This window comes from Micromonospora sp. WMMC241, assembly GCF_027460165.1.
Lineage (GTDB): Bacteria > Actinomycetota > Actinomycetes > Mycobacteriales > Micromonosporaceae > Micromonospora > Micromonospora humi.
Window position 1 is genome coordinate 3,238,474 of record NZ_JAPZBF010000001.1, and the last position, 20,279, is coordinate 3,258,752.

Below are 20,279 nucleotides of genomic sequence, written 5' to 3' on the forward strand. Positions count from 1 at the left end.
CCTCCTATCCGGGCAACTGCCGTTGCACGAGTCGGGCGGTCAGGAACGGGCTGGGCGTGCCGTGCCAGAACACGGCCAGCTCGTCACGCGGCCGGGTGGCGGCGACGAAGAGGAGCGACCGGTCCTTCTGACGCTCCCGCTGGTAGCGCTTCGGATCGGTGTCCCGGTACCGGCTGATCATCTGCCGGGGCACAAGTCCGTCGCCGACACCGGCGATGATCATGCGCTGGTATTCGAGGCCCTTGAACCGGTGCATGGTGCCGACGTGGATGCCGTCCGGCTGTTTCGGGCCGTCTGGGCCGATCTCCACGGCCGGGAGCCCGTCGGCTTCGAGCCGGCTCAGCACCTCGGCCGCCAGGTCCTTCGTCGGGACGCAGACGGCCACCGAGCCGTCGACCGGGTTACCCCAGGCACGTACCTGTTCGGCGATCAGCTCCCGCTCCTGGGCCCAGGTCGGCGCGCCACGGAACATCGGTGGCGCACCTCGCAGGAGCGATCGGTAGCCGGCCAGGTCCTCCTCGCCGCCGTCCAGGTCGTCGTACACCTCGCCGGTCATGATCTGGAGGGCGTCGGCGAGGATCTGGCGGGTGGTGCGGTAGCTCAGGGTGAGGCGGGACGACCGGCCGCGGATGTTGATGCCGAGGCTGCCGAGCGTTACGTGGTTGTCGTAGATGCGCTGGTGGGTGTCGCCGGTCAGGAAGAGGTCGTCGGGCCCCGGGGGCACCATGGCCCGCAGCATCTTCCAGTGCGCGGCGCTGAGGTCCTGCGCCTCGTCCACCACGATGTGGCGGTAGCGCGGGCGGCGGAGAGCGCCGGACGACTCCCCGGAGGCGTCCGCCCGGTCCATCTCCAGTCGGGCCGCCCGCTGGGCCACCTGGCGCCAGGTCCAGACGCCGCGGTCTTCGAGCCACGAGGTGAAGCGTTCCGTCAGCTGCCAGATCTGATCCCGCTCCATGCGGGTGAGGCTGCGGCCCCGGTTGGGCCGGCGTGCCTTGAAGTAGTCGGCGCGGGAGTTCAGCACCTGGCCGAGAATCACCTGCGTCCACTCGGCGGCGAGGAAGTCGGCGTCCCAACCCGACTCGCCGGTCTCCAGGAGGAACTCGCCCCACAGGTCGGGGACCCGGTTGTCGTCGACGACCCTGCGGTTCGCGCCGGCCTTCGCCTCGGTCACGACCCGGCTGGCCAGCCGGTCGATGTTGACAATGTCGACGCGGGCCACCAGGTCCTGACCGCCGAGCGCCAGTAGGCGGGTACGGAGGTCGGCGGCGAGGTTGCGGTTGAAGGTGGTCAGCAGGATGGGTTTGTCCGCGCCGGGCGGAAGCTGCCGGGCGAGGTGGGCGACCCGGTGCAGGGCGACGATGGTCTTGCCGGTGCCGGGACCGCCGCCGACCCGGGCGGGACCGTTGTACTTCCGTTCGACCAGTTTGCGCTGGGTGGGGTGCAGGAAGATCTGCCAGCGCTCGAAGGCCTCCCCGATGATCGCCTGCAACGCCTCGTCGTCGGACGTCACTTGGGTGGCGGGGCGTTCCACGGCCGCCTCGAAGTCGTCCGGGTCGATCGGCTCGTCGGCGCGTACCGGGTCGGTGACCTGTTGGAGCACCTCGTCGTAGGACGTGCCGTCGAAGAGCGCGAAGAGCACGTCGGTGGTGAGCTGCGGCGCGCGGTCCAGCAGCTCCAGCAGGCTGGCCTCGGTGGTGAGTTCCCGGATCTGCGGCAGTAGCGGCTCGGAGACGCCGAGGTCGATGAGTTGGGCGTCGGTGTGGGCGTCGAAGAGCGGCTTGCTCGCGGGCACCGGTTCGGGGTCCGGCGGTACGACCCGGCCGATGATGCTGTCACCGACCGGCGCCAGGTCGACGACTTCGATGCCCCCGGTCACCCGGTTGATCCGGTACGCGTACCGCGACAGGTCGTCGTACACCTCGCTGCGGTGCTTGACCGCGACGAGCAGGTAGTCCCGGTCGGCGATGTGGAGAAGGAGCGCCCGGTAGTCGCGGGTGACACGGGCGGACATCAGCCGGGAGTCGCCGTTGAGCGCCTTCAGCTTGAGCCCCGGGTTGGCCGGGTTGTCGCGGAACTTGTGCATGAACTCGTAGACCGCGCCGATGTCGGCGCGGGTGAGCTTCATGACCTCCTTGTCCGCGCGGTCCAGGATGCGCAGCATCGCTCCGGTGCTCATCTCAGTTCTCTCCCCCACTCGTCGCCGCGAGCTGCGCCGCCAGCTCCTCGGCGGACCATTCCCGCGCGGTGCGCGCATGCCAGCCCGCTTCGGCGTACGCCCGATCGCGGTCCTCGGTCTCCGGGTCGTCGGGCCGACCGGTGAGCACGATGGCTACCCGCCGCTCCGGCCATGCCAGCTCGGCCGGCCACGCCTGGTCGCCCAGCTCGTAGCCGACGACCGGCGCGGGCAGGTTGTGCCGCGCAAGCTGTTGCACGAGGGGTTCCAGGCGGCTCTCCTCGGGATCCAGGTACCGCAGGACGTCCCGCCACGGCGACTGGTCGTCGACGGGATCCGGCTCGGTCGGCGTCGGCTGGGGGGCGGCACCGAGCCAGGTGGCGGTCTCCTCGTCCAACGGCAGCGCACGCTGAGCGAGCATCAGCCCGGTGCCCTCGGTGACCGCCAGGGACGCGGGTTCGAAGGTGTCCAGTGCGGAGACCGCGAGCTGGCCGCCGTCACCGCCACCGTGCACCAGGAACTGGATGACGTTGCCCCAGGCGAGCCACGCCGTCCAGCGGTCCTTGTGGCCGACGTCGGTCATCGCGGCGGGTAGATCGTCCACGACGGCCAGCGCCGACCAGGTCGGCAGCGGCTTGCTGCGGCCGTCCATCAGCACCGTCACCGGGCAGTCCGCGTTGTCGCGGGCCCGAGCGACCATGATGTGGCGTGCCGCGCCCGGTGCGGGCAGAGCGTCGCCGCGTAGGGCCGCCACCAGGCGTTCCGCGACCCCACCGGAGTCGGTGGCGCTGTTGTCCCGGGCCTGCTTGAGCAGACCGGCGAGCGTCGCCTCCGCGCGGCGCTGCCAGCGGACGAGGTCGGGTTCGGCGAGGAAGCGCATCAGCTGCTCGATCGGGTTGGTCCAGATCGTCGCTTCCAGCTCGTCCGGGTCCACGCCGGGCAGGAACTGCCGGTACCGCTCGCGGGCGGTCTGCTTGCAGACCCCGCCGTACGGCGTCCACCGTCCCGACCCGTCGGCGCTCCCCCAGGTCTTCACGTCGTCCCAGGTGGCGGCGAAGACCAGGTAGCCGTGGGCGCGCAGTCGGGCCCGCTTCTCGGCGTCGTCGGCGAGCCGGTTGTACTGCGGCGAGGCGTGGTACTTGAACCCGTCGAGGTAGACCGCCACCTCGGGCGACGGCGCGTCGAGGCGCGTGAAGTGCACGTCGGGTCGGGTTCCCCGGACGGTGTTCTGCAACTTCATCTGCCAGTGCGTGATGCTCTGCCCACCGTCGCTGACGAACCGCAGGTCGGCGATCCGCGCGCCGTCGTGGTCCCGGCGCCTGTCGATCCGCAGCCCGGAGCCCGGCGTCTCACCGAGTTTCAGCAACTTGCTGAGGAACTGGAGCTCCAGTTCGCTCTCCACCTGGTGGATCAGGGAGATCTCGTCGGTGCGGGTGCCTTCCTCGACGCCCCAGTTGTCGAGCAGCTTGTCGAGCATGCCCAGCGCCTCGTCCCGGCTCATCAGCGCGAAGTGCTCGTTGCGGGCGTAGCGCAGGAGGCAACGGTGGCAGACCGGCTTGGCTTCGTTGCGGCAGTCGCAGTCGGCGATCTGCTGTCGGGCCAGGCGCAGGACGGCCCGGAACTCCTCCGGCTCGGCGAGGCGGTGGAGGTAGCCGGTGCCCTGCGGCTGGGTGTCGTATACGACCACGAAGTTGCGGGTGCCGTCGCTCTGGCCGTCCGGCATGGTGGCCGAGATCGCCTGGAGGTGGGCTGGCTCGCCGCCGTACTGGGCCGCGATGCCGAGCTGGATCGCGGCCGCGAAGGACAACAGCCGCTCCTGCACCAACGCGGTCGCCGCCGGAATCAGGATCCGCAGCGCCTCCGTCTCCAGCTCGTGCGCCAGGATCAGGTCGACGTGCGTGTCCGGGGCCGCCGCGGACCGGCGGTACGGGCACCAGGGCCGGTGGTGCTCGGCGCCTTGAATGACGGTGGCGCCGGAGGCCTGCGCCGCGAGTTGCTGGCTGACCACCGGGCTGCCGTCGACCGTGGTGCCGCCGCAGGACGTGCAGGTGTGGAACCGGTTGATCCGCACCTCCTCGCCGGCGAAGAGTTCGGCAGTCCGGTCGTAGCGCTGGGCGCCCAGGTTGAAGTGCCGGATCATGGCGTGCCGGCTGTAGTCGACGCCGAACGTGTCGTGCGCGTGCCGCCAGGACGACCCGACCTTGGCCGGGTCGATGTCGACCGCGACGGTGGTGGCGTAGAAGCGGCGGTCCCGGTCGTCGCTGTCGTCCCGGATCCGGGCGTCGTCGCGTTTGTCCCGGCTGTAGACGCGGGTCGGTTGGAGCACCTGGAACAGCCGGCCGTGATCGGCGATGCCCCGGTCCGCGCAGCGCGGGCACGCGCTGGTGTCCTCCTTGGCCAGGTGGGTACGCACGTAGCCGCACTGGGCGCAGACCCGCCACTGCTCGTAGGTGGGCCGGTCGGGCGGGCCGACGTCGAGCCCGGAGATCTCGTGCTTGTAGCCCCGCACGTAGTAGCTGTTGCCAGGGGCGATCTCCACGAGGGCGGGCCGGGCGGGCCGGGCGTATTCGCGCAGCTCGCTGTGGAACCGGCGGTCGCCGTCGACCTGCTCCTCCCAGGTCAGGGTGGCTTCGAGGTCGGTGCGGCTGTCGATGAGCGCGTAGTTCGGTAGCAGCCCGAACTCGACCAGGGTGCCGTGCGCGGCTGCGGCACTGACCTCCCGCAGCCGGCGGCGGACCGCCCCTTCCTCCGCCTTCAGCATCCGGATCTCGCGGGCGTGGTCGGGGTCGCTCGGCACGAGCGTGCCGCGGGCCCTGCTGATCTCCTGGAGGCGGCGTCGCAGGTCCGCCAGTCGGAGTTCCCAGGTCTCGCCCGCCTCCTTTGCCCGGTGGACGATCCCGTCGACCGCGAACTCCCGCAGTTGCTCGACCGCGGACGGCAGGATCCGGTCGCCGAAGAGCGCCAAGAAGTCCTCGACCAGCCGGACCCCGTCGCGGCGGCCGGCGTCGGCCAGGTTGGTCAGCCACCCGCTCGGGCCGAACAGGACGTGTGCGCGCCGGGGCATCGGCAGCACGCCCGGCATGCGGCCGCGGGCGGCCAGGTCGATCAGGTGGGCGAGGTACTGCCGGCGCAGGATCTCGACGGCGGAGAGGAAACAGCCGGGCGGCACGATCTGCCCGGCGATCATGTCGCGCGGCTCGGTCAGGTAGTAGCGGTCCCGTTCGCTGCGGCCGACCAGGGTGAGCACGAGCGCGTTGCCGCTCTTACGACCGGCGCGACCGGCCCGCTGCACGTAGTTGGCCGGGCCGTGCGGGAGCGACGCGAGCACCACCGCGGAGAGCGCGCCGATGTCGATGCCCATCTCCAGGGTGGGCGTGCAGGAGAGCACGTTCGGGTCGGTGTACCGCTTGCCGCCGCGAAACTTCTGCTCCACGGTTTCCCGCTGGACCCGCGTGAGCATGCCGGTGTGCTCGCCGGTGACCACGCGGAAGACCGGGCTCTCCAGGTAGAGCCGGCGGTAGTAGTCGTCCGGCGCGGTGTCGTCGTGGACGGCTCGCAGCCGGCCACGGCAGCGGTACTGACGGCACGGCTGGTCAACCCACTCGCCGACCCGGTCCGGGTGCTCGGTCTGCTGCCAGTGGCACGTGTCGCAGCCGACCCCGGCCCGCACGGCGGCATCGTCGTCCAGCAGCGTGACCCGCAGGTGGCCGGGCATCAGCCCGTACACCGTGTTGCCGTCCTCGGTGTCACCGGCGGCGACGACGTCGGCGGCGGCCAGGGCCGGCAGCAGCCGGGACAGGTAGACGCCGGCCTCGCCGTGGTCCATGCCGAGGCAGCGGGAGGTCCAGTCCTGGTACCAGTTGCCGCGGGCGTTGATCGCGTCGAACTCGGACCGGGACTTGGACGTGGTGAGCAGGAAGGCGGGCGCCGACACGCCGCGCGGGAAGGCGGGCATGCCGGCGGGACGGCCACCCCACACCTGCCACCGGGTGCCGCCGCGCCGCAGGTAGGGCACGAGCCACTCGTGGTAGACCGCTCCCCGGGTGCGGAGTCGCTCCAGCAGGCCGCGCAGGAAGGCGAGGTAGCGGGCGTCGTCCGGCGGCGTCTCGCCGAGATGCCCGGGACCGGTCAGGTGCACGTCGCGGCAGATCGCGGCGGCCTTCGCCGGGTCGTCGAGGGCGACCTCGACGGCGACGCTGCGGGTCAGCTCCAGGGTGCGGCCCTGGCGGGAGCGCAGCCCGGTCTCCATCACCGTGGCGAAGACGAGCCGCTCGCTGATCAGCGACCAGGTTTCCCGGCTGCCCTGGTGCTCGCCGGCGAGCAGGCTGTCGACGTCCGGTCGGTCGTGCAGGTCGGGCGGGACGACGGTGGAGAGGATCTCCGGCTCGGCGGCCTTCTCGATCATCTCGACGAAGAGGTCGTCCAACCCGACCGACTGCCCCGGCCGCAGGCGGCTGGCGAGCAGTGAGCGCAGCGAGAAAGCGTACGACCGGTTGGCCACGAAGCCGGCGCGGTGCGCGGCGTCCTGCACGGAGTCGTTGAAGAGCAGCGTCTTCTTCTCGTGCTCGTCCAGTTCGCCGCCGGTGAACAGTTGGGTGATGGCCACCGAGGCGAGCGTGGCCAGCCCTGCGCCGAGGAACCGGATGCCGTGGTCCATCGAGCAGGACGGACAGCGGTCCTTCTCGGCCGCGTCGATGGCGACGATGTCACCGAGCACGACGACCGCGTCGTCGGACCGTACCCGGTCCCGGTGCTCGTCGAAGGGACGGACCCGGCGGCCGTACTCCAGCACCAGCAGCCCGCCGGTCCGCTGCTGGATCTCGTCGTCGGTGGCGGCGATCAGCGCGCGGACCCGGCGCTTGTCCCGGCCGACGCTGGCCCGGTAGATCTTGTCCGGGTCGGTCTCCAGCTCCTGCGGGTCCTTCTCCGGCGACAGGGCCATCCAGCCCGACCGGCCGCAGTGCCGGCAGTAGACGGCCGGCAGGCGTGGATGGCGGTTGTCGGCCACCACGACGTCGGCGTCGGACGCGTACGGGTCGAGTTGCCGGGGCGGCTCGCCGTACCAGCCGAAGGCGGGCTGGTGGGAGGTGCCGCGCAGCAACCGGGACACGGACCGCACCCACAGGTGCGTCTCGATGTTGAGCAGCGGCCGACCGGGCACCTCAGGGTTCTGCGCCAGGGACAGCAGGCCGACGAACCGGGCGAGCGCCCGGGCGGTCACCTCGGGACGCGTCCTCATGGCGCTGCCCCAGCCGGTGGCGTTCTTCCGGGGCAGCACGTCGATGATCTCGTCGAGCGTGCACGGCCGGGTCTGGAGCGAGTCGAGCACCGCCTTGGTCAGCGGATGCTGGCGCAACAGCCGGCCAAGGCGTGGCGGGTCGTTCACGCATCGCTGGCCGACCACCAGTTCAGCGACCTCGGCCATCATGAGTTCGGGGTCGCGGTCGTCGACCGCGGCGAGCTGCTCCGGGCTGGGCAGCGGCAGGCTGAAGTCCTGGCGGGCCATGAACTCGCCGGGCTCGTAGCGGTCCTCACCGACCAGCGATCCGGCGTCGAAGGCGACGCCGAAGACCTGCTCGGCGACCTCCCGGATGGCCGTCCGACCGTCGCGACCGCCGCCCTCGCCCAGGGTGGCGGAGGTGGCGACCGGGCAGATGCCGCCCAGTGGGCGGTCCGGCTCGGCGAGGCCGAGCGCGGCACCGAGCCGGCGCAGCAGCATCGCCACGTCCGTGCCCTGCGCGCCGTCGTAGGTGTGGAACTCGTCCAGCACCACGTATGCCGGCTCCGCGCCCTCCCAGAGCGGCAGGTCATCGCCGCGTTGAAGGAGCAGGTCCAACATCTTGTAGTTGGTGATCAGAATGTCGGGCGGCGTCCGCCGCATCTCCGACCGCTTGGTCATCACGTGCCGGTATTCAATGGCCGCCACGTCACCGATGTAGAGGCCGGCGGTGACCCCGGCCAGCGCCGGGTCGGCGAGCAGCTCGTTGATGCGCTGCGTCTGGTCGGTGGCCAGGGCGTTCATCGGGTAGAGCAGGATCGCCTTGACCCCGGACCGACCCTGCTGCCGCTGCCGGCGGCAGTGGTCGAGCACCGGGATCAGGAACGACTCGGTCTTGCCGGAACCGGTGCCGGTGGTGATCAGGGTCGGCGTGGCCGCCCGGCCACGCGTCGAGAGCCGGGCGAACGCCTTCGCCTGGTGCAGGTAGGGGGCGAACCCGGCCGGCGCCCAGTCCAGGCACGCCCGCCAGTCGCCCGCCGCCGGGCGGAAGGGGGTGCGGATCCGCAGGTACGGCCCGCGGAAGATGCCCTGCTCGCGGTGGGAGAGGAAACCCTCAAGACCGTGGCGTACGCCGTCCTCGGTCAGGCCGAAGGTGGTGGTCAGGTATTGCGTGAGGGTCCGGCGCAGGGTGTCGGCGGCGATCGTCGGTCTCATGAGCGGATCACCCGACGCATGCTACTTCACCCCTTACCGGCCCCTGACCTGCCGGACCGTCTGATCCATGCGTGAGTCAGATTCGCGACACTGCTCGGTGTCGATCATCACCTAGGCTGCGACGACCTAAATCCGAGGGATGGGCAATCCTGCGTGACGGACACCAACACCAGCGGCGAACACATCTGCCGCAATTGCGGCGTCATCTGCATCCCGCACGACCATGGATGGGTTCACCCGGAACCATGGCGCACCCTGAAGGCCCGGCGTATCTGCGACCAACCTGAACCACTGCGGCTGGCGACACCGCAGGAGGCGAAGCGTGGTGCGATGCAACTCGTCAGACGTGACCGATGGATACACGAGGCCCAACTCCGGCAACTCGTCATACCTGCGGACAGCTCGGTCGAGGTTGCCGTCGTCGGCTGCTACCAACTGCATCCGACCGATCATGAGCACCCCCGTGGATGGGGCTACCTCGCGGACGACGGCCACTACGGTTTCGGGGCCACCACCACCCAACGCCGATTCGACGGCGACGGAGAGTTGGCAGCAGAAGCAAGGGCATTGTTCTGGGCGTTGCACCGACTCCTGCCCACGTATCGGGTGACCGTCGTGACCGACTACCCGGCCATCGCCGACATCGTCAACGCATGGCGTCGGGGTGACCTCACCGCCGCTCCCCCCGGCTACGACCGGGCTGACCGTCCCTCCGGCCGCAAAGCCAAGCTGATGCATCTGGCGCCTCGGGTGCACGAACAGGCCGACCGGGTCACCGTACGAGTCGTCGACGGCTACGACGACTCCGCGCTCGGTCGGGCCGCCAATGACCTCTCCGTCCTCGGTTGGAAATGGGCAGCCCGCGAGATCAGCAAGACGACAGCGGGTGAGCGGGCCCTCGCAATCGTTAGCAACGTCCTTGGCGTGGAACCGGTCCTGGTGCCCCGAGCAGACGGCGACGACGGCGACGAGCGCGAGGGAGCCGAGGACCAGTCCCAGGCGACAGAGCCGCACTCGCCCTCACCCATTAGAGAAAGCGACAGCATGTCGAACGACACGTCCCTGCGAAGCCGTCGAGAGCTCCTCATCAACGGGCGGCGCGTCCGGATCTCCGACCTGATCGCTGCCGGGCTGCTCACCCCTGAGACCGAGCTGACCTTTCAGCAACGGATCGGTGAGACCCCATACCGAGCAACCGTCACGGCGCGAGGACAGCTTCGGCTCGCCGACGGACGGGAGTTCGCTACCCCTTCCCGTGCCGCCGTCGAAGTGTCTGGACTGGTAGCCGTACCCGGGTGGGCGGTCTGGCGGGTCCAGCCGAGTGGGCAGACGCTGCACCAGCTCCGCGTGAAGCTGCTCAAGGATGTCGCCGAGGAGGTAGACACGGATCAGGCGCGTCCCCACGAGGAGGCGGAGGAGGCGCGGCGGCGCTTCGCACTACTCGAAGAGGCACGAGCGGACGCAGAGGCAGGTCAACCGCGCACACTGACCGTCCGCGAGTTCATCAAGCACTGGGGCATAGAGGACCGCGATCGCACCGTGAGCGTGCAGATCGATGCTGACCTGGCCAACCACGGCTTGAGCACCGTTCCCGACTTCCGCACCGTCAGCCTGGACAAAACAATCCGGATCATGGCACTGCCCGAGGATGGCCAGGCCGCCGAGGCAATCGAATCCAGCCCCGAGAGCAGCGAGCCGGCGGTGTCAGCCAGCGACGAAGAGAGCGTCGACGTCGGATTGACGCTGGGCAACCTCCTACCCGATGACATGTCGTTGACCTTTGTGTCCCCCACGGCCTCGTTCGAGGAGGCAATCACGGCGATGCAGGTCGATGACTTCTCGCAGATCGCGGTGCTGACCAATCCGTATACGTTGCACGGTGCGGTGAGCTGGGGCTCGATCGCAGCCGCCAAGCATCGCGACGCGAACGCCACCTTCAGTGATGCGATCGACCGCCGCGCGGGAACCCGTGTCTTTGACTACGACGTACGACTGCTCGACGTGCTGGGCACTCTCCAGCAGGATGGTTTCATCTTCGTACGGGACGATCAACGCAAAATCAGCGGGATCATCACGGCTGCCGACGTCGTGCGCAAGTACGACGAGACGGCGACTCCGTTCTTTCTGATCGGCGAGATCGACCAGGAGTTGCGGCAGCTTCTCCAGAACACGTTCGACGAGGAGACCGTCAAACAGGCATGTCTGTCGGCCGGCGCGTCGTTCAAGTCGTTCGACTCCATGTCCATCGGGCAGTACCAGGCGGTACTCGACAACCCAGACTGCTGGAAGCAACTCGGCTGGCCGCTCGATCGGAAGGTATTCATCAAGCGCCTTGACCGGCTACGCCGTGTCCGCAACAACGTCATGCATTTCAACCCCGATCCGGTCAAACTCGCAGACGTACATAAGCTGCGAAACTTCCTCGATCTGATTCGCCAGTACCGCGGATGAAAGATCACACCTTCCAGCTCAATGGCGAGACCTATACGATCAGCACCACAACGACTCGGGCGGCGCTGGCGGCCCTCCTCCGGGAGGACATCCGCGAGCACTGGGTTGAGATCGACGGGGTCCGGTGGCCAGTCAAGCAGGTGTTCGGTGCCCTCACAGGGTTGCACCGAAGCGCCTTTACCTCACACACCGCGCTGAGGCATCTCCAAGCGTTGGATTTTCCGACCAGCGCTCGCTCGAAAGGAGACCGGGACACCCGGACGGGCCGGTCGCCGATTCCGCCGCGCGAGGGGTCGGATCCGGCAGCGGCGTTCGCGACGCTGCTCACCTTCCTTGGCTCTTCGGATCTGACCGCGCGGATCGCCGACCTGGAAACGCGACTCAACGGAGCCGATCGCCGAGCAGCAGTGTCGCTTGCCGAGGAGACTGCCATGGGCCCGGAACTGCTCAGCGCCGCGCTTCTGGTGCGCCGGCACGCTGGTCGCCTCAGCGACGTGATCCACGCTGCCGTGATCGCCCAAGTCCTGCCGCAGATCCTCGAAGAGGGTGAACGGGTTGCAACTCGCCCGTCTCTCGCTGCGGGCAACGATCCGAGTCGGCCCTTTGATCTGGAGACCGACCGGAGGGTTGCGGAGTTCAAGATGTCGGTGTGGAAGGGTGCGGACGCGATGCGCAAGCGGGGTGCCTTCGCAGACCTGGTCCACCTGGCGCTCGACACATCGGGTCGCCGGGCGCAACTGTACGTCGCCGGGCCACCGGCCATCCACTTCCTGCGAAGCGCAAAAGCGACGGCGGCATGGGGACTCAACAGGTCGTCACCCAGGCTGAGGCAGCGCTTCGAGGAAAGATTCGGCTCACTGGATGTGCCGATCCGTGACTTCACGGCCGGTCCCGCCGGTCACGTCGAACTTGTCGATTTGACCGTGCTACTGCCTGAGGTGGCCGCAGTCATCAGTTGACTCCCGGTGCCTGCGTCAGCTGGGGCCGTTGCCGAAGGAGATGCCTCCGCGGACGTCGCGTGCCTGCACCACCGACCCGCTGACGTCACCGGACACCAGGTTCGTCACATCGCCCTGGTGAGCCGTGACTACGACCTGCACCCGCTCGAAGCGGGCCCGAAGTTCCGCCTCGAACCCTGGGTCCCGCAGCATCTCCTGGTCGAGGAGAACGGCGAAGCGACGGACCGAGTCTGGAGACGATCGGTCCAACGCTGCGTCGACCAGTTCCCGCGTTGACGCCTCGCCTCGAAAGCGACGTCGGAGGAACTCGGTCAGGCCGTTCACGGCGGACCGGGCGCCCTCGGCGAGGTTAGTGGTCGTCCACCCGACCAGCGTCGTCGCCGCCGCGAGCATCAGCGGGTCATCCATCCACCGATGTTACTATCTGCGTTCGATCGGACACGCGTCCAGGAGGTCGGCATGCAGGCACACCGGTGGGAGGCTGACCCGTCCGCCCAGCTCAGTCGCCGCTGGGGAAAGTCGTCGCACGAACTCGGCAACACCTCCGGTGATGGCAGCTGCCCCGACATCTGGGAGCTGAGCAATGGGGATGTCGCCGTGATCGGCCAAGATCTCACCGACACCTACCGGGAACGGTTGCCCGACGGCGTTTCCGTCGACCCGGGCGAGCGGCTTGTCATCATCCCCCGATCAGCCATGATCGCGGCAAAGGTGGACATCCCGGATGCGTGAACTTTTCGGCGGAGATCCCGGCGAACTGCTGGCTCTCGACGCCTACTGGGCCGACTTCGAGCAGCAGTTCTGGAAGACCGGTCCGCCGGGGTTCTGGAAGCTGGAGCGGCAGCAGACGTTCAGGGAACCCTTCGACGAAGGCTGGCAGGCGTTCGCCGCCGGCCGGTGGGAGGAGTCGCAGCGGATCCTCGACGCGCGGCGTCCCGAATTCGCGGACTACTACCGGCGCATCGCCGACAGCGGGTTCGCCACCCGGCGGGTACGAGTGGTGGAGGAGCCGCTGACTCCGTACCTGCAATGGGAGCTGCACGTGCTGCGGCTGCGCCACGAGTACGGCGGTCTGACCCGGGTAGTGGGGCCGGACCGCGTCGGCGCCACTGAGGCGCGCGGACCGCTGCCGGAGCTGTACACCCTGGGCGGCGACGTCATGTACGAGGCGATCTACGACGCCGACGGCGTGCTGGAAGCGGCCCGCCGGTGGCGGAACCCGGCGGTGGTGGCGACTTGTCAGCAGTTCATCGAGTCGCTCTATGCCGACGGTGAGCCGTTGGATGAATACTTCGCGCGGGCGGTGGCGCCCCTGGAGCCTCCGCAACTGGACTGAGCTCGATGGCCGGCGGGGATGAGGAGGACCGGCGACCGGACCACGTCAACCGGTCCAGGTCGTCCGGTCCCGCCGATCTCGTGCAGGCCCGTGACGTCTACGGCGGGGTGCATTTCCACTCCGGCGGCACCTCTTCCGTGTACATCCCGCCGCGCGAGCTGCCCGGTGACGTCCGTGGCTTCGTCAACCGGGTTGAGGAACTCGGCTCGCTGAACCAGCTTCTCGCCGGCGAGGCTCTCGACGTCGGTCTCTCCGTCATCTGCGGCACCGCCGGCGTCGGCAAGACCGCGCTGGCGTTGCGGTGGGCGCACGCCGTACGCGAGCGGTTTCCCGACGGGCAGCTCTACGCGAACCTGCGTGGCTACGACCCCGGGCAGCCGAGCCGACCGGAAGAGGTGCTCGACCGCTTCCTCCGGGCGCTCGGCATCCCGCCGTCCGCCGTACCCGCCGACCTGGATGACCGGGCGGCGCTGTACCGCTCCCGGCTGTCCGACCGCCGAGTGCTGGTGCTGCTGGACAACGCCGCCACCGTACGGCAGGTACGGCCGCTGCTGCCGGGTACGAGCAGTTGCCTGGTTATCGTCACGAGCCGTAGCAAGCTGTCCGGACTCGTCAGTCGCGACGGCGGCCGGCGACTGACGCTGCCGATGCTGTCCGACGGCGATGCGGTCAAGCTACTGCACGAGGTGACCGCCGACTATCGCGCCGGCGACGACCCGGAGGAGCTGGCTGAACTCGCCCGTTTGTGCGCGCGCCTGCCGTTGGCGCTGCGCATCGCCGCCGAACGGGCGGCGAGTCGCCCGTTCATGCCGCTCGCCGAACTGATCCAGGATCTGCGCGACGAGTCGGCGCTGTGGGATGCCCTCACCACGGAGGAAGGCGAGGAGGCGGATGCAGTCCGTACCGTCTTCGCCTGGTCATACCGAGCACTCAGCCTTTCGGCGGCTCTTCTCTTCCGTCTACTCGGGCTGCATCCCGGGCCGGATGTCAGCGCGCCGGCCGCAGCCGCGCTGGCCGGTGTGCCGGTGACGCAGGTCCGGCAGCCTCTCGACGCGCTCGTGGGCGCTCACCTGCTGGAGCAGGGCGCACCCGGCCGCTACCAGCTTCACGACCTGCTGCGCGCGTACGCGATCGATCAGGCGAGACACCTGGAGAGCGAGGAGAGCCGGCAGGCGGCGTTGGCGCGAGTCCTCGCCTGGTATCTGCACACGGCGGACGCCGCGCTGGGCCGCAGCTTGCCGTTCTACCGCACCGAGCGGTTGGAGCCGCCGACCGACATCACACCGCTCGCGTTCACCGACGCCGGGGAGGCGGATGCCTGGCTCGTCGCCGAGCAGGACAATCTCGTCGCCGCCACCCGCGCGGCGGCCGATGCGGGTCTGCCGCGGATCGCGTGGCGCCTGGCGGTGCTGTTGCGCAGCGTCTTCATGCACCGCAACGCCTTCGACGGGTGGTTCACCACCGCGCGGATCGGCCTGGCCGCAGCCCGGACGTTAGGCGACCGGCGAGCCGAGGCCGAGGCACTGGAGAGCCTCGGCAAGGCCCACTTCCAGGCGCGCCGGCTGGCCGAGGCCGAGGATTCCCACCGGGCAGCGCTGGCGATCCGGCGCGAGATCGGCGACGAACACGGTACGGCGGTGTCGGTCAACGCGCTGGGGCTGCTGGCGCTTCGCCACCGCCGGCTCGACGACGCGCTCACCCACTTCGGCGAGAGCCTCGATATCTTCATCCGCCGCGGCGACCGCCGGTGGCGGGCGCTGCTACTGAGCAACCTCGGGGAGACACGGTACGAGCTGGGCGACCTCGACGACGCGGTGTCGCTGCTGGAGCAGGCGCTCGCGGTCCAGCGGGATATCGACGATCGAGGCCAGGAGGGCAATTCGCTGTTCTTCCTCAGCATGGCGCTGCGGGAACTTGGCCGCACCGGCGAAGCACTCACTGCGATCGAGGCGGCGCTCGCCATCGCCGAAAACGGAAGCCCGCTGTGGCTGGCGCACTGGCTGGTCGAGTACTCCCGCGTGCAGCGTGCGCTCGGCAGCCCTACGTCGGCCCTGGAGGCGGCACACCGGGCGGCCACGATCCAGCGTCGGCTGGGTGACCTGAGCCGTGAGGCAATGGCGCTCGACGAGGCCGGTGAGGGGTATCGAGAGCTGGGTCAGCCGGAGGAAGCGATCGCCTTCCACCGACGGGCCGCCGCGGTCCATCGGCAGCTCGGCGACGACTGGCAGCTCGCGGTGACGCTGGATCACCTCGCGACGGCGCTGGCCGGCATCGGTCAGGCCGAGGAGGCACACCGTTGCTGGGACGAGGCGACCAGAATCCTCACTCGGTTTCCCGATCCACGGGCAGAACGGTTGCGCGCAAGGGTGGCGTCAGCTGCGCAGGACAACCGACGACCGGACAGAGAAGGTTGACGACGGTTTACCGCGTTCGCCCGCTGGAGCGGATCAGCCAGGTAGCCGTATCGATGGATCAGCCGTTCGTTGTCCTGCCAGGACGATCGGTGGCTTCCACGTGTTGCGCGCTCGCCATAGTGTCGACTGCCTCACGTACGGTGATCCACCCCGACGGCATCGGAGGGCACCTTGGTCATGAGGCGCAGCATCGCCGACTGGTATTCGAACGCGGAGGGCCGCGATTCGGCCGACTTCCGGCGCGACTGGGAGAACGACGACCGACCCGACCGCACTCCCGACTCCTGGCTCGACCGGTTGAAGCCGTCGGAGCGGCCGGCTGCTGCCCGCCCTTCGCGCCGTTCCGCCTCGACCTCGCGGAGGAGCAGCCCCGGACGGGTGCCGACACAGCGGGATTTGGCGGATGCCGCCCGTGAGCTTCAGGCGCGTATGCGCGGCATCAAGGACAAGACGCTCGTCCGGCATCTCCAACAGAGCGGCTGGCCGGACGTCACCGCGGATCAGATTCGCCACGCGTTGCGTTCCCACCCCGCCCGGTCGAACGCACAGACTCACCGAACCGCCCCCGCCCCCGCGCCCACCCCCACGTCGTCGACGACGAGGGCGAAGTCCGGCGGAACCATCACGGTGATCTTTCCGCCTACAAACCCTCCGCCGCCGAAGAAGTCCCGGGGAACCATCAAGGTGATCACTCCCCCCACCGGGACCCGGAAGTCGGCGAAGGTCACAACCGCTGCCCGTAATCGGCCTTCCCTGGCCGAGGTGGTCCGTGCAGTCCAGGCAAGCCATCCGGGCATCGGCATCAAGCTGTTGGCCCAGGAGGTCAGGGCACGCGGCTGGCCGACGGCCACCAAGAAGGAGGTGCAGTCCGCTCGGCAATCATTGCGACCGATTCCGCCACAGCCGACTCCAGCGATGTTGAAGGCGCTGGCATCTACTTCATCGCTGCGGACCGTGCGAGCCCCCCACCCCGACGCCTGCTTCGCGTGCGGCGTCGTGCCTTCGGCGCTCGGGTCGTGCCGTTGTTCCTGACGCCGACCACCAGTCTGATCAGCCGGCACTGGCCGGTCGCGCCGGGCCGGCACGGCACCCAGATCCGGTCGGGCCGCCCGTGAGCGCCTGGTTCCGCTGGAAGCTCGCCACACCCCTGATCCTGCTGAGCTTGCTGATGCTCGTACCGGCGCTGTTCGGCACCGTGATGTGGTGGTCGGAGTTCGGCCTGGCCTACCGGCTCCTCAGCATCGCGATCTGCCTGGTCGTCGTCGTGCAGCTCGGGATCGCGGTCTCGATCGGCGCACGACCGGCGCGGGACGTGCCGTGGCTGCGGGTCGGGTTGGTGCTGGCCGCGATCCTGGCCTCCTGCGGGCTGGCGGCGCGGCGCAGTTCGGTGTGACGGAACCCGCCGGCCCGACCGCGATGCCTGATGTCGTCAAGGTCCCATCGGTGGGACCAGGCGAACGTGACGTATTCGCCGGGTGACCTTTCGTACCCAGTGGACGGACGCTTCTGATCTTTCGACAGCCAGGCGCCGCCGCATAGCCTGACCCACTGCGGCCAAACGCGACACGGCTCGGACCGCCCACCCCCACGCGCCTCGACCAAGGAGTTGCCGGCATGACCTCGGATGCCCTCGACGGACCGGTTTCGGACGCAGTCGTACCCGGGCAGCGGGTCCTCGACCTCCTGGACAAGGCGATCGCCGTCCAGAGCCCACTGGTGCGCAAGAACATCGCCCGGGCCCGCCAACGGAACCCGGAGGCGACGCCCGAAGAGGTGATCCGCAATCTGGAGCGGATGTACGTCAGCGCGTTGACCGGAACGGGCGCGGCGGTCGGCGGTGCAGCGGCCGCACCAGGCGTCGGCACGGGCATCGCGCTGGCGCTGTCGGCCGGCGAGGCGCTCTCCTCGCTCGAACTGAGCGCGCTCTTCGCGCTGTCGGTCGCCGAGGTCCACGGCGTCGGCATCGACGAGATCGAGCGCCGCCGCACCATCGTCATGGGCATCATGCTCGGCGGGTCCGGCTCCGCGACCATCACGAAGGTCGCCGAGCGCACCGGGCAACACTGGGGGCGTCAGGTCGTCGCCAAGGTGCCGCTGGAGACGTTGCGACAGATCAACAAGATCCTGGGCAGGAACTTCATCACGAAGTACGGGACGAAGCAGGGCATCATCGTGCTCGGCCGGGTGGCGCCGTTCGGGATCGGCGCGCTGATCGGCGGTGGCGCCAACGCCGCAATGGCCACCCTCGCGGTGAAGGCCGGCCGTCGCGCGTTCGGCCCGCCCCCGCCGTCGTGGCCATAACGGGTACGCGCCGCCGTCAGCCACCCGCCGTCCCGTACACGCCTCGCTCCACCACCGCGGGCTTGGCCGGAAACTGCGCCAGGCCGGTCCAGTCCTCCAGCGCGGCGACGAGGATCTTCTTGACCTGAGTCTTCGTCTCCTCCAGCGCGAGGTCGATGAAGCACTGGCATCTCGTCAGGTCGTCCCCGTTGACCAGGCACAACAGCACCCCGGTCACCTGAAGCCCCCGGGCCGCCGCAACCATCTTGGCGTCCGGGGGCAGCGGGATGCGGGACGCGAGTTCGCGGGCGAGCGACTGCACGACCCGGTCGCCGCCCAGGAGTGAGACGAGCCAGGCCCCGATCGCGCCGACCAGGTCGTGCAGCTTCTTCTTGCCCGCCAGGATCGCGCCGGCCATCCGCGCCAGCAGCTTGCACCGCTTCCGCCGTCGCCGGCGGAAGAGCCGCGTCCAGGTCTCCTCCGTCACGTACGCCGTGGCCCGGTCCGACACGACCTCGACCCACCCGTCGGTGAGGACCGAGGCGCAGAACTCGGCTGCCTTCGCGACACGCTCCTGCCCCCTCCGTGCCCGGGCGCCACCACCCACACCACCGGGTACGGCGCCCATGACGGCGACCCGACGCCTCGGCTGTGGCGCCCAAGCCCTCCCCCGCGCCTTCCTCTCCTTCGGATGCCGTGGCCCGGCCTCGGGCAACCCGATATGCCGGTGGCAGCGCAGCCCAGGAATCCGCACGCGGTTCTTGCAGAGGGTGTTGTCCTGGCACCGCGCGCGGCACTTCGGCATCCGACAATCATCACCGCGCCCGGTCGCGATGACTGTCAGAAGATATACCGATCCGCATTCGCGGTTTTCGGAAGTCGATCATTTTCGCGACCCGACATGGGAATTGCACGGACGTGACTGGCGCGACGCGGCCTTGTAGGGTCGAACGTCGGTACTCGTTTGTGGTCACGCTTCCTGAAGAATAGTCATAGCAACGGATAAACGTTGCGATGGCGGCTTCCGGATGTAACAAAATGCAACGCGGAGAGGGGCGGCGGATGGCCGACGACATGGGATCGACGGTCCCGAGGCGACAGCTCGGGCGGGCGCTGCGCGAGCTGCGCACCGAGGCGAGGATGACCCTCGACGGCGCGGCGGAGGCCGTGCAGTGCAGCCGGCAGAAGCTGTGGCGCATCGAGACCGGCATCGGCGCCGTCCGCGGCGTCGACGTCAATGCCCTGTGCGAGCTGTACGGGGCGACGCCCGAGCTGACCGGCGCGCTCACCGCCCTGGCCACCGAAACCAAGGCCAAGGGCTGGTGGCACTCCTACGGCGACGCCATCCCCGACTGGTTCGAGCTGTACGTCGGCCTGGAATCCGCCGCATCGCACCTCAGAGAGTACGAAGACACGCTGATACCAGGGCTGCTCCAGAGCCGTGCCTACGCCCGTGGCGTCTATCAGCACCGATCAAGGATGTCTGAGGATGAGCGCGAGCGTCTGGTCGAAGTGCGCTTGCAGCGTCAAGCGCTCCTGGAACGTCGCCTCCCACCCGCACCGAAGTTCCAGGCTGTCCTCTCCGAGGCGGTCCTCCTCCGGACCGTCGGCACCTCATCCACCATGGCCGAGCAGCTACGTCACCTGCTCGACGTGGGCAGGCTTCCTCACGTGTCGATCCGGGTTCTTCCACTCACCGCCGGCCTGCACTTCGGCGCAGTGGCCGGCCCCTTCGTCATGCTCGAATTCCCGCTCCGCAACCGTGTCGAGCCCGATCCTTCGGTCATCTACAGCGAGTCGCTGACCGGGGCGCTCTACCTCGATCGCAAGGACGAGGTCGCTGTCTACGAAGAGGTATGGGCAAGTCTCATGTCCTTGGCCCATGATGAGCACCAGTCAAGGCAACTGATCAACAAGATCATCAGAGAGGTTCATCATGGCTGACCTGACCGGAGCACGGTGGCGCAAGAGCACCCGCAGCGGCGACAACGGCGGCAACTGCATCGAGGTCGCCGACAACCTGCCCAGCCTCGTCGCTGTGCGTGACAGCAAGGATCCAGCAGGCCCCCCTCTCACCTTTACTACCGGCGCCTGGCAAATTTTTATCGTGACAATTCGGGGCACTCACTAACCAGCCTCCGCCAAGAACACAGTTGGCGGACCTGCTGGCCGCACTCCCGTCGGCTCCATTAGCCTCCGAAATCCAGCAGTGACGCCTCACCGCAAGGAAGTA

Annotated in this window: 14 protein-coding genes; 10 read left to right on the forward strand and 4 right to left on the reverse strand. The window is 69.1% G+C overall.

What is annotated here, in order from left to right; translation table 11 throughout:
* Nucleotides 1-4 precede the first annotated feature (4 nt).
* Nucleotides 5-2,176, reverse strand: a complete 2,172-nt coding sequence (locus O7598_RS15025; RefSeq protein ID WP_269691968.1) for a UvrD-helicase domain-containing protein — start codon at nt 2,174-2,176, stop codon at nt 5-7.
* Between the two features lies 1 nt (nt 2,177).
* Nucleotides 2,178-8,606 (reverse strand): DEAD/DEAH box helicase, encoded by a 6,429-nt coding sequence (locus tag O7598_RS15030; protein WP_269691969.1) that lies wholly within the window; start codon nt 8,604-8,606, stop codon nt 2,178-2,180.
* 153 nt (nt 8,607-8,759) lie between these two features.
* On the opposite strand from O7598_RS15030, the gene O7598_RS15035 reads away from it, so the two are divergent.
* Together O7598_RS15035 and O7598_RS15040 are read left to right on the forward strand one after the other, a co-directional pair.
* Nucleotides 8,760-11,057: a hypothetical protein gene (locus tag O7598_RS15035; protein WP_269691970.1), complete on the forward strand. Its 2,298-nt coding sequence runs from the start codon at nt 8,760-8,762 to the stop codon at nt 11,055-11,057.
* Complete coding sequence (locus O7598_RS15040) at nt 11,054-12,016, forward strand: hypothetical protein (RefSeq protein WP_269691971.1); 963 nt, start codon at nt 11,054-11,056, stop codon at nt 12,014-12,016. The genes O7598_RS15035 and O7598_RS15040 overlap by 4 nt, the downstream gene beginning before the upstream one ends.
* Nucleotides 12,017-12,031: 15 nt before the next feature.
* Here the strand turns inward: O7598_RS15040 and O7598_RS15045 are convergent, their stop codons facing one another.
* The gene (locus O7598_RS15045) at nt 12,032-12,424 is read right to left on the reverse strand and encodes a hypothetical protein (protein ID WP_269691972.1); all 393 of its coding nucleotides are present in this window, start codon (nt 12,422-12,424) and stop codon (nt 12,032-12,034) included.
* Between the two features lie 51 nt (nt 12,425-12,475).
* Between O7598_RS15045 and O7598_RS15050 the strand changes: the two genes are divergently transcribed.
* The 6 genes from O7598_RS15050 to O7598_RS15075 all read left to right on the forward strand — a co-directional run bounded on the left by O7598_RS15050 (nt 12,476) and on the right by O7598_RS15075 (nt 18,067).
* Nucleotides 12,476-12,748: a hypothetical protein gene (locus O7598_RS15050; RefSeq protein WP_269691973.1), complete on the forward strand. Its 273-nt coding sequence runs from the start codon at nt 12,476-12,478 to the stop codon at nt 12,746-12,748.
* Nucleotides 12,741-13,352: a DUF6879 family protein gene (locus O7598_RS15055; RefSeq protein WP_269691974.1), complete on the forward strand. Its 612-nt coding sequence runs from the start codon at nt 12,741-12,743 to the stop codon at nt 13,350-13,352. The genes O7598_RS15050 and O7598_RS15055 overlap by 8 nt, the downstream gene beginning before the upstream one ends.
* A 5-nt stretch (nt 13,353-13,357) precedes the next feature.
* Nucleotides 13,358-15,766 (forward strand): ATP-binding protein, encoded by a 2,409-nt coding sequence (locus O7598_RS15060; protein WP_269691975.1) that lies wholly within the window; start codon nt 13,358-13,360, stop codon nt 15,764-15,766.
* 177 nt (nt 15,767-15,943) lie between these two features.
* On the forward strand, nt 15,944-16,798 hold the full coding sequence (locus tag O7598_RS15065; RefSeq protein ID WP_269691976.1) for a hypothetical protein: 855 nt from the start codon (nt 15,944-15,946) through the stop codon (nt 16,796-16,798).
* A gap of 79 nt (nt 16,799-16,877) precedes the next feature.
* The gene (locus O7598_RS15070) at nt 16,878-17,159 is read left to right on the forward strand and encodes a hypothetical protein (RefSeq protein WP_269691977.1); all 282 of its coding nucleotides are present in this window, start codon (nt 16,878-16,880) and stop codon (nt 17,157-17,159) included.
* A 221-nt stretch (nt 17,160-17,380) separates the two neighbouring features.
* Nucleotides 17,381-18,067, forward strand: a complete 687-nt coding sequence (locus tag O7598_RS15075; protein WP_269691978.1) for a hypothetical protein — start codon at nt 17,381-17,383, stop codon at nt 18,065-18,067.
* Between the two features lie 16 nt (nt 18,068-18,083).
* Here the strand turns inward: O7598_RS15075 and O7598_RS15080 are convergent, their stop codons facing one another.
* Nucleotides 18,084-18,674 carry a hypothetical protein gene (locus O7598_RS15080; RefSeq protein ID WP_269691979.1) on the reverse strand — a complete coding sequence of 197 codons (591 nt, stop codon included), beginning with the start codon at nt 18,672-18,674 and terminating at the stop codon, nt 18,084-18,086.
* Between the two features lie 434 nt (nt 18,675-19,108).
* Here O7598_RS15080 and O7598_RS15085 point away from each other — a divergent pair, with 434 nt between their 5' ends.
* Nucleotides 19,109-19,990, forward strand: a complete 882-nt coding sequence (locus O7598_RS15085) for a helix-turn-helix domain-containing protein (RefSeq protein WP_269691980.1) — start codon at nt 19,109-19,111, stop codon at nt 19,988-19,990.
* On the forward strand, nt 19,983-20,177 hold the full coding sequence (locus O7598_RS15090) for a DUF397 domain-containing protein (protein WP_269691981.1): 195 nt from the start codon (nt 19,983-19,985) through the stop codon (nt 20,175-20,177). The genes O7598_RS15085 and O7598_RS15090 overlap by 8 nt, the downstream gene beginning before the upstream one ends.
* Nucleotides 20,178-20,279 lie beyond the last annotated feature (102 nt).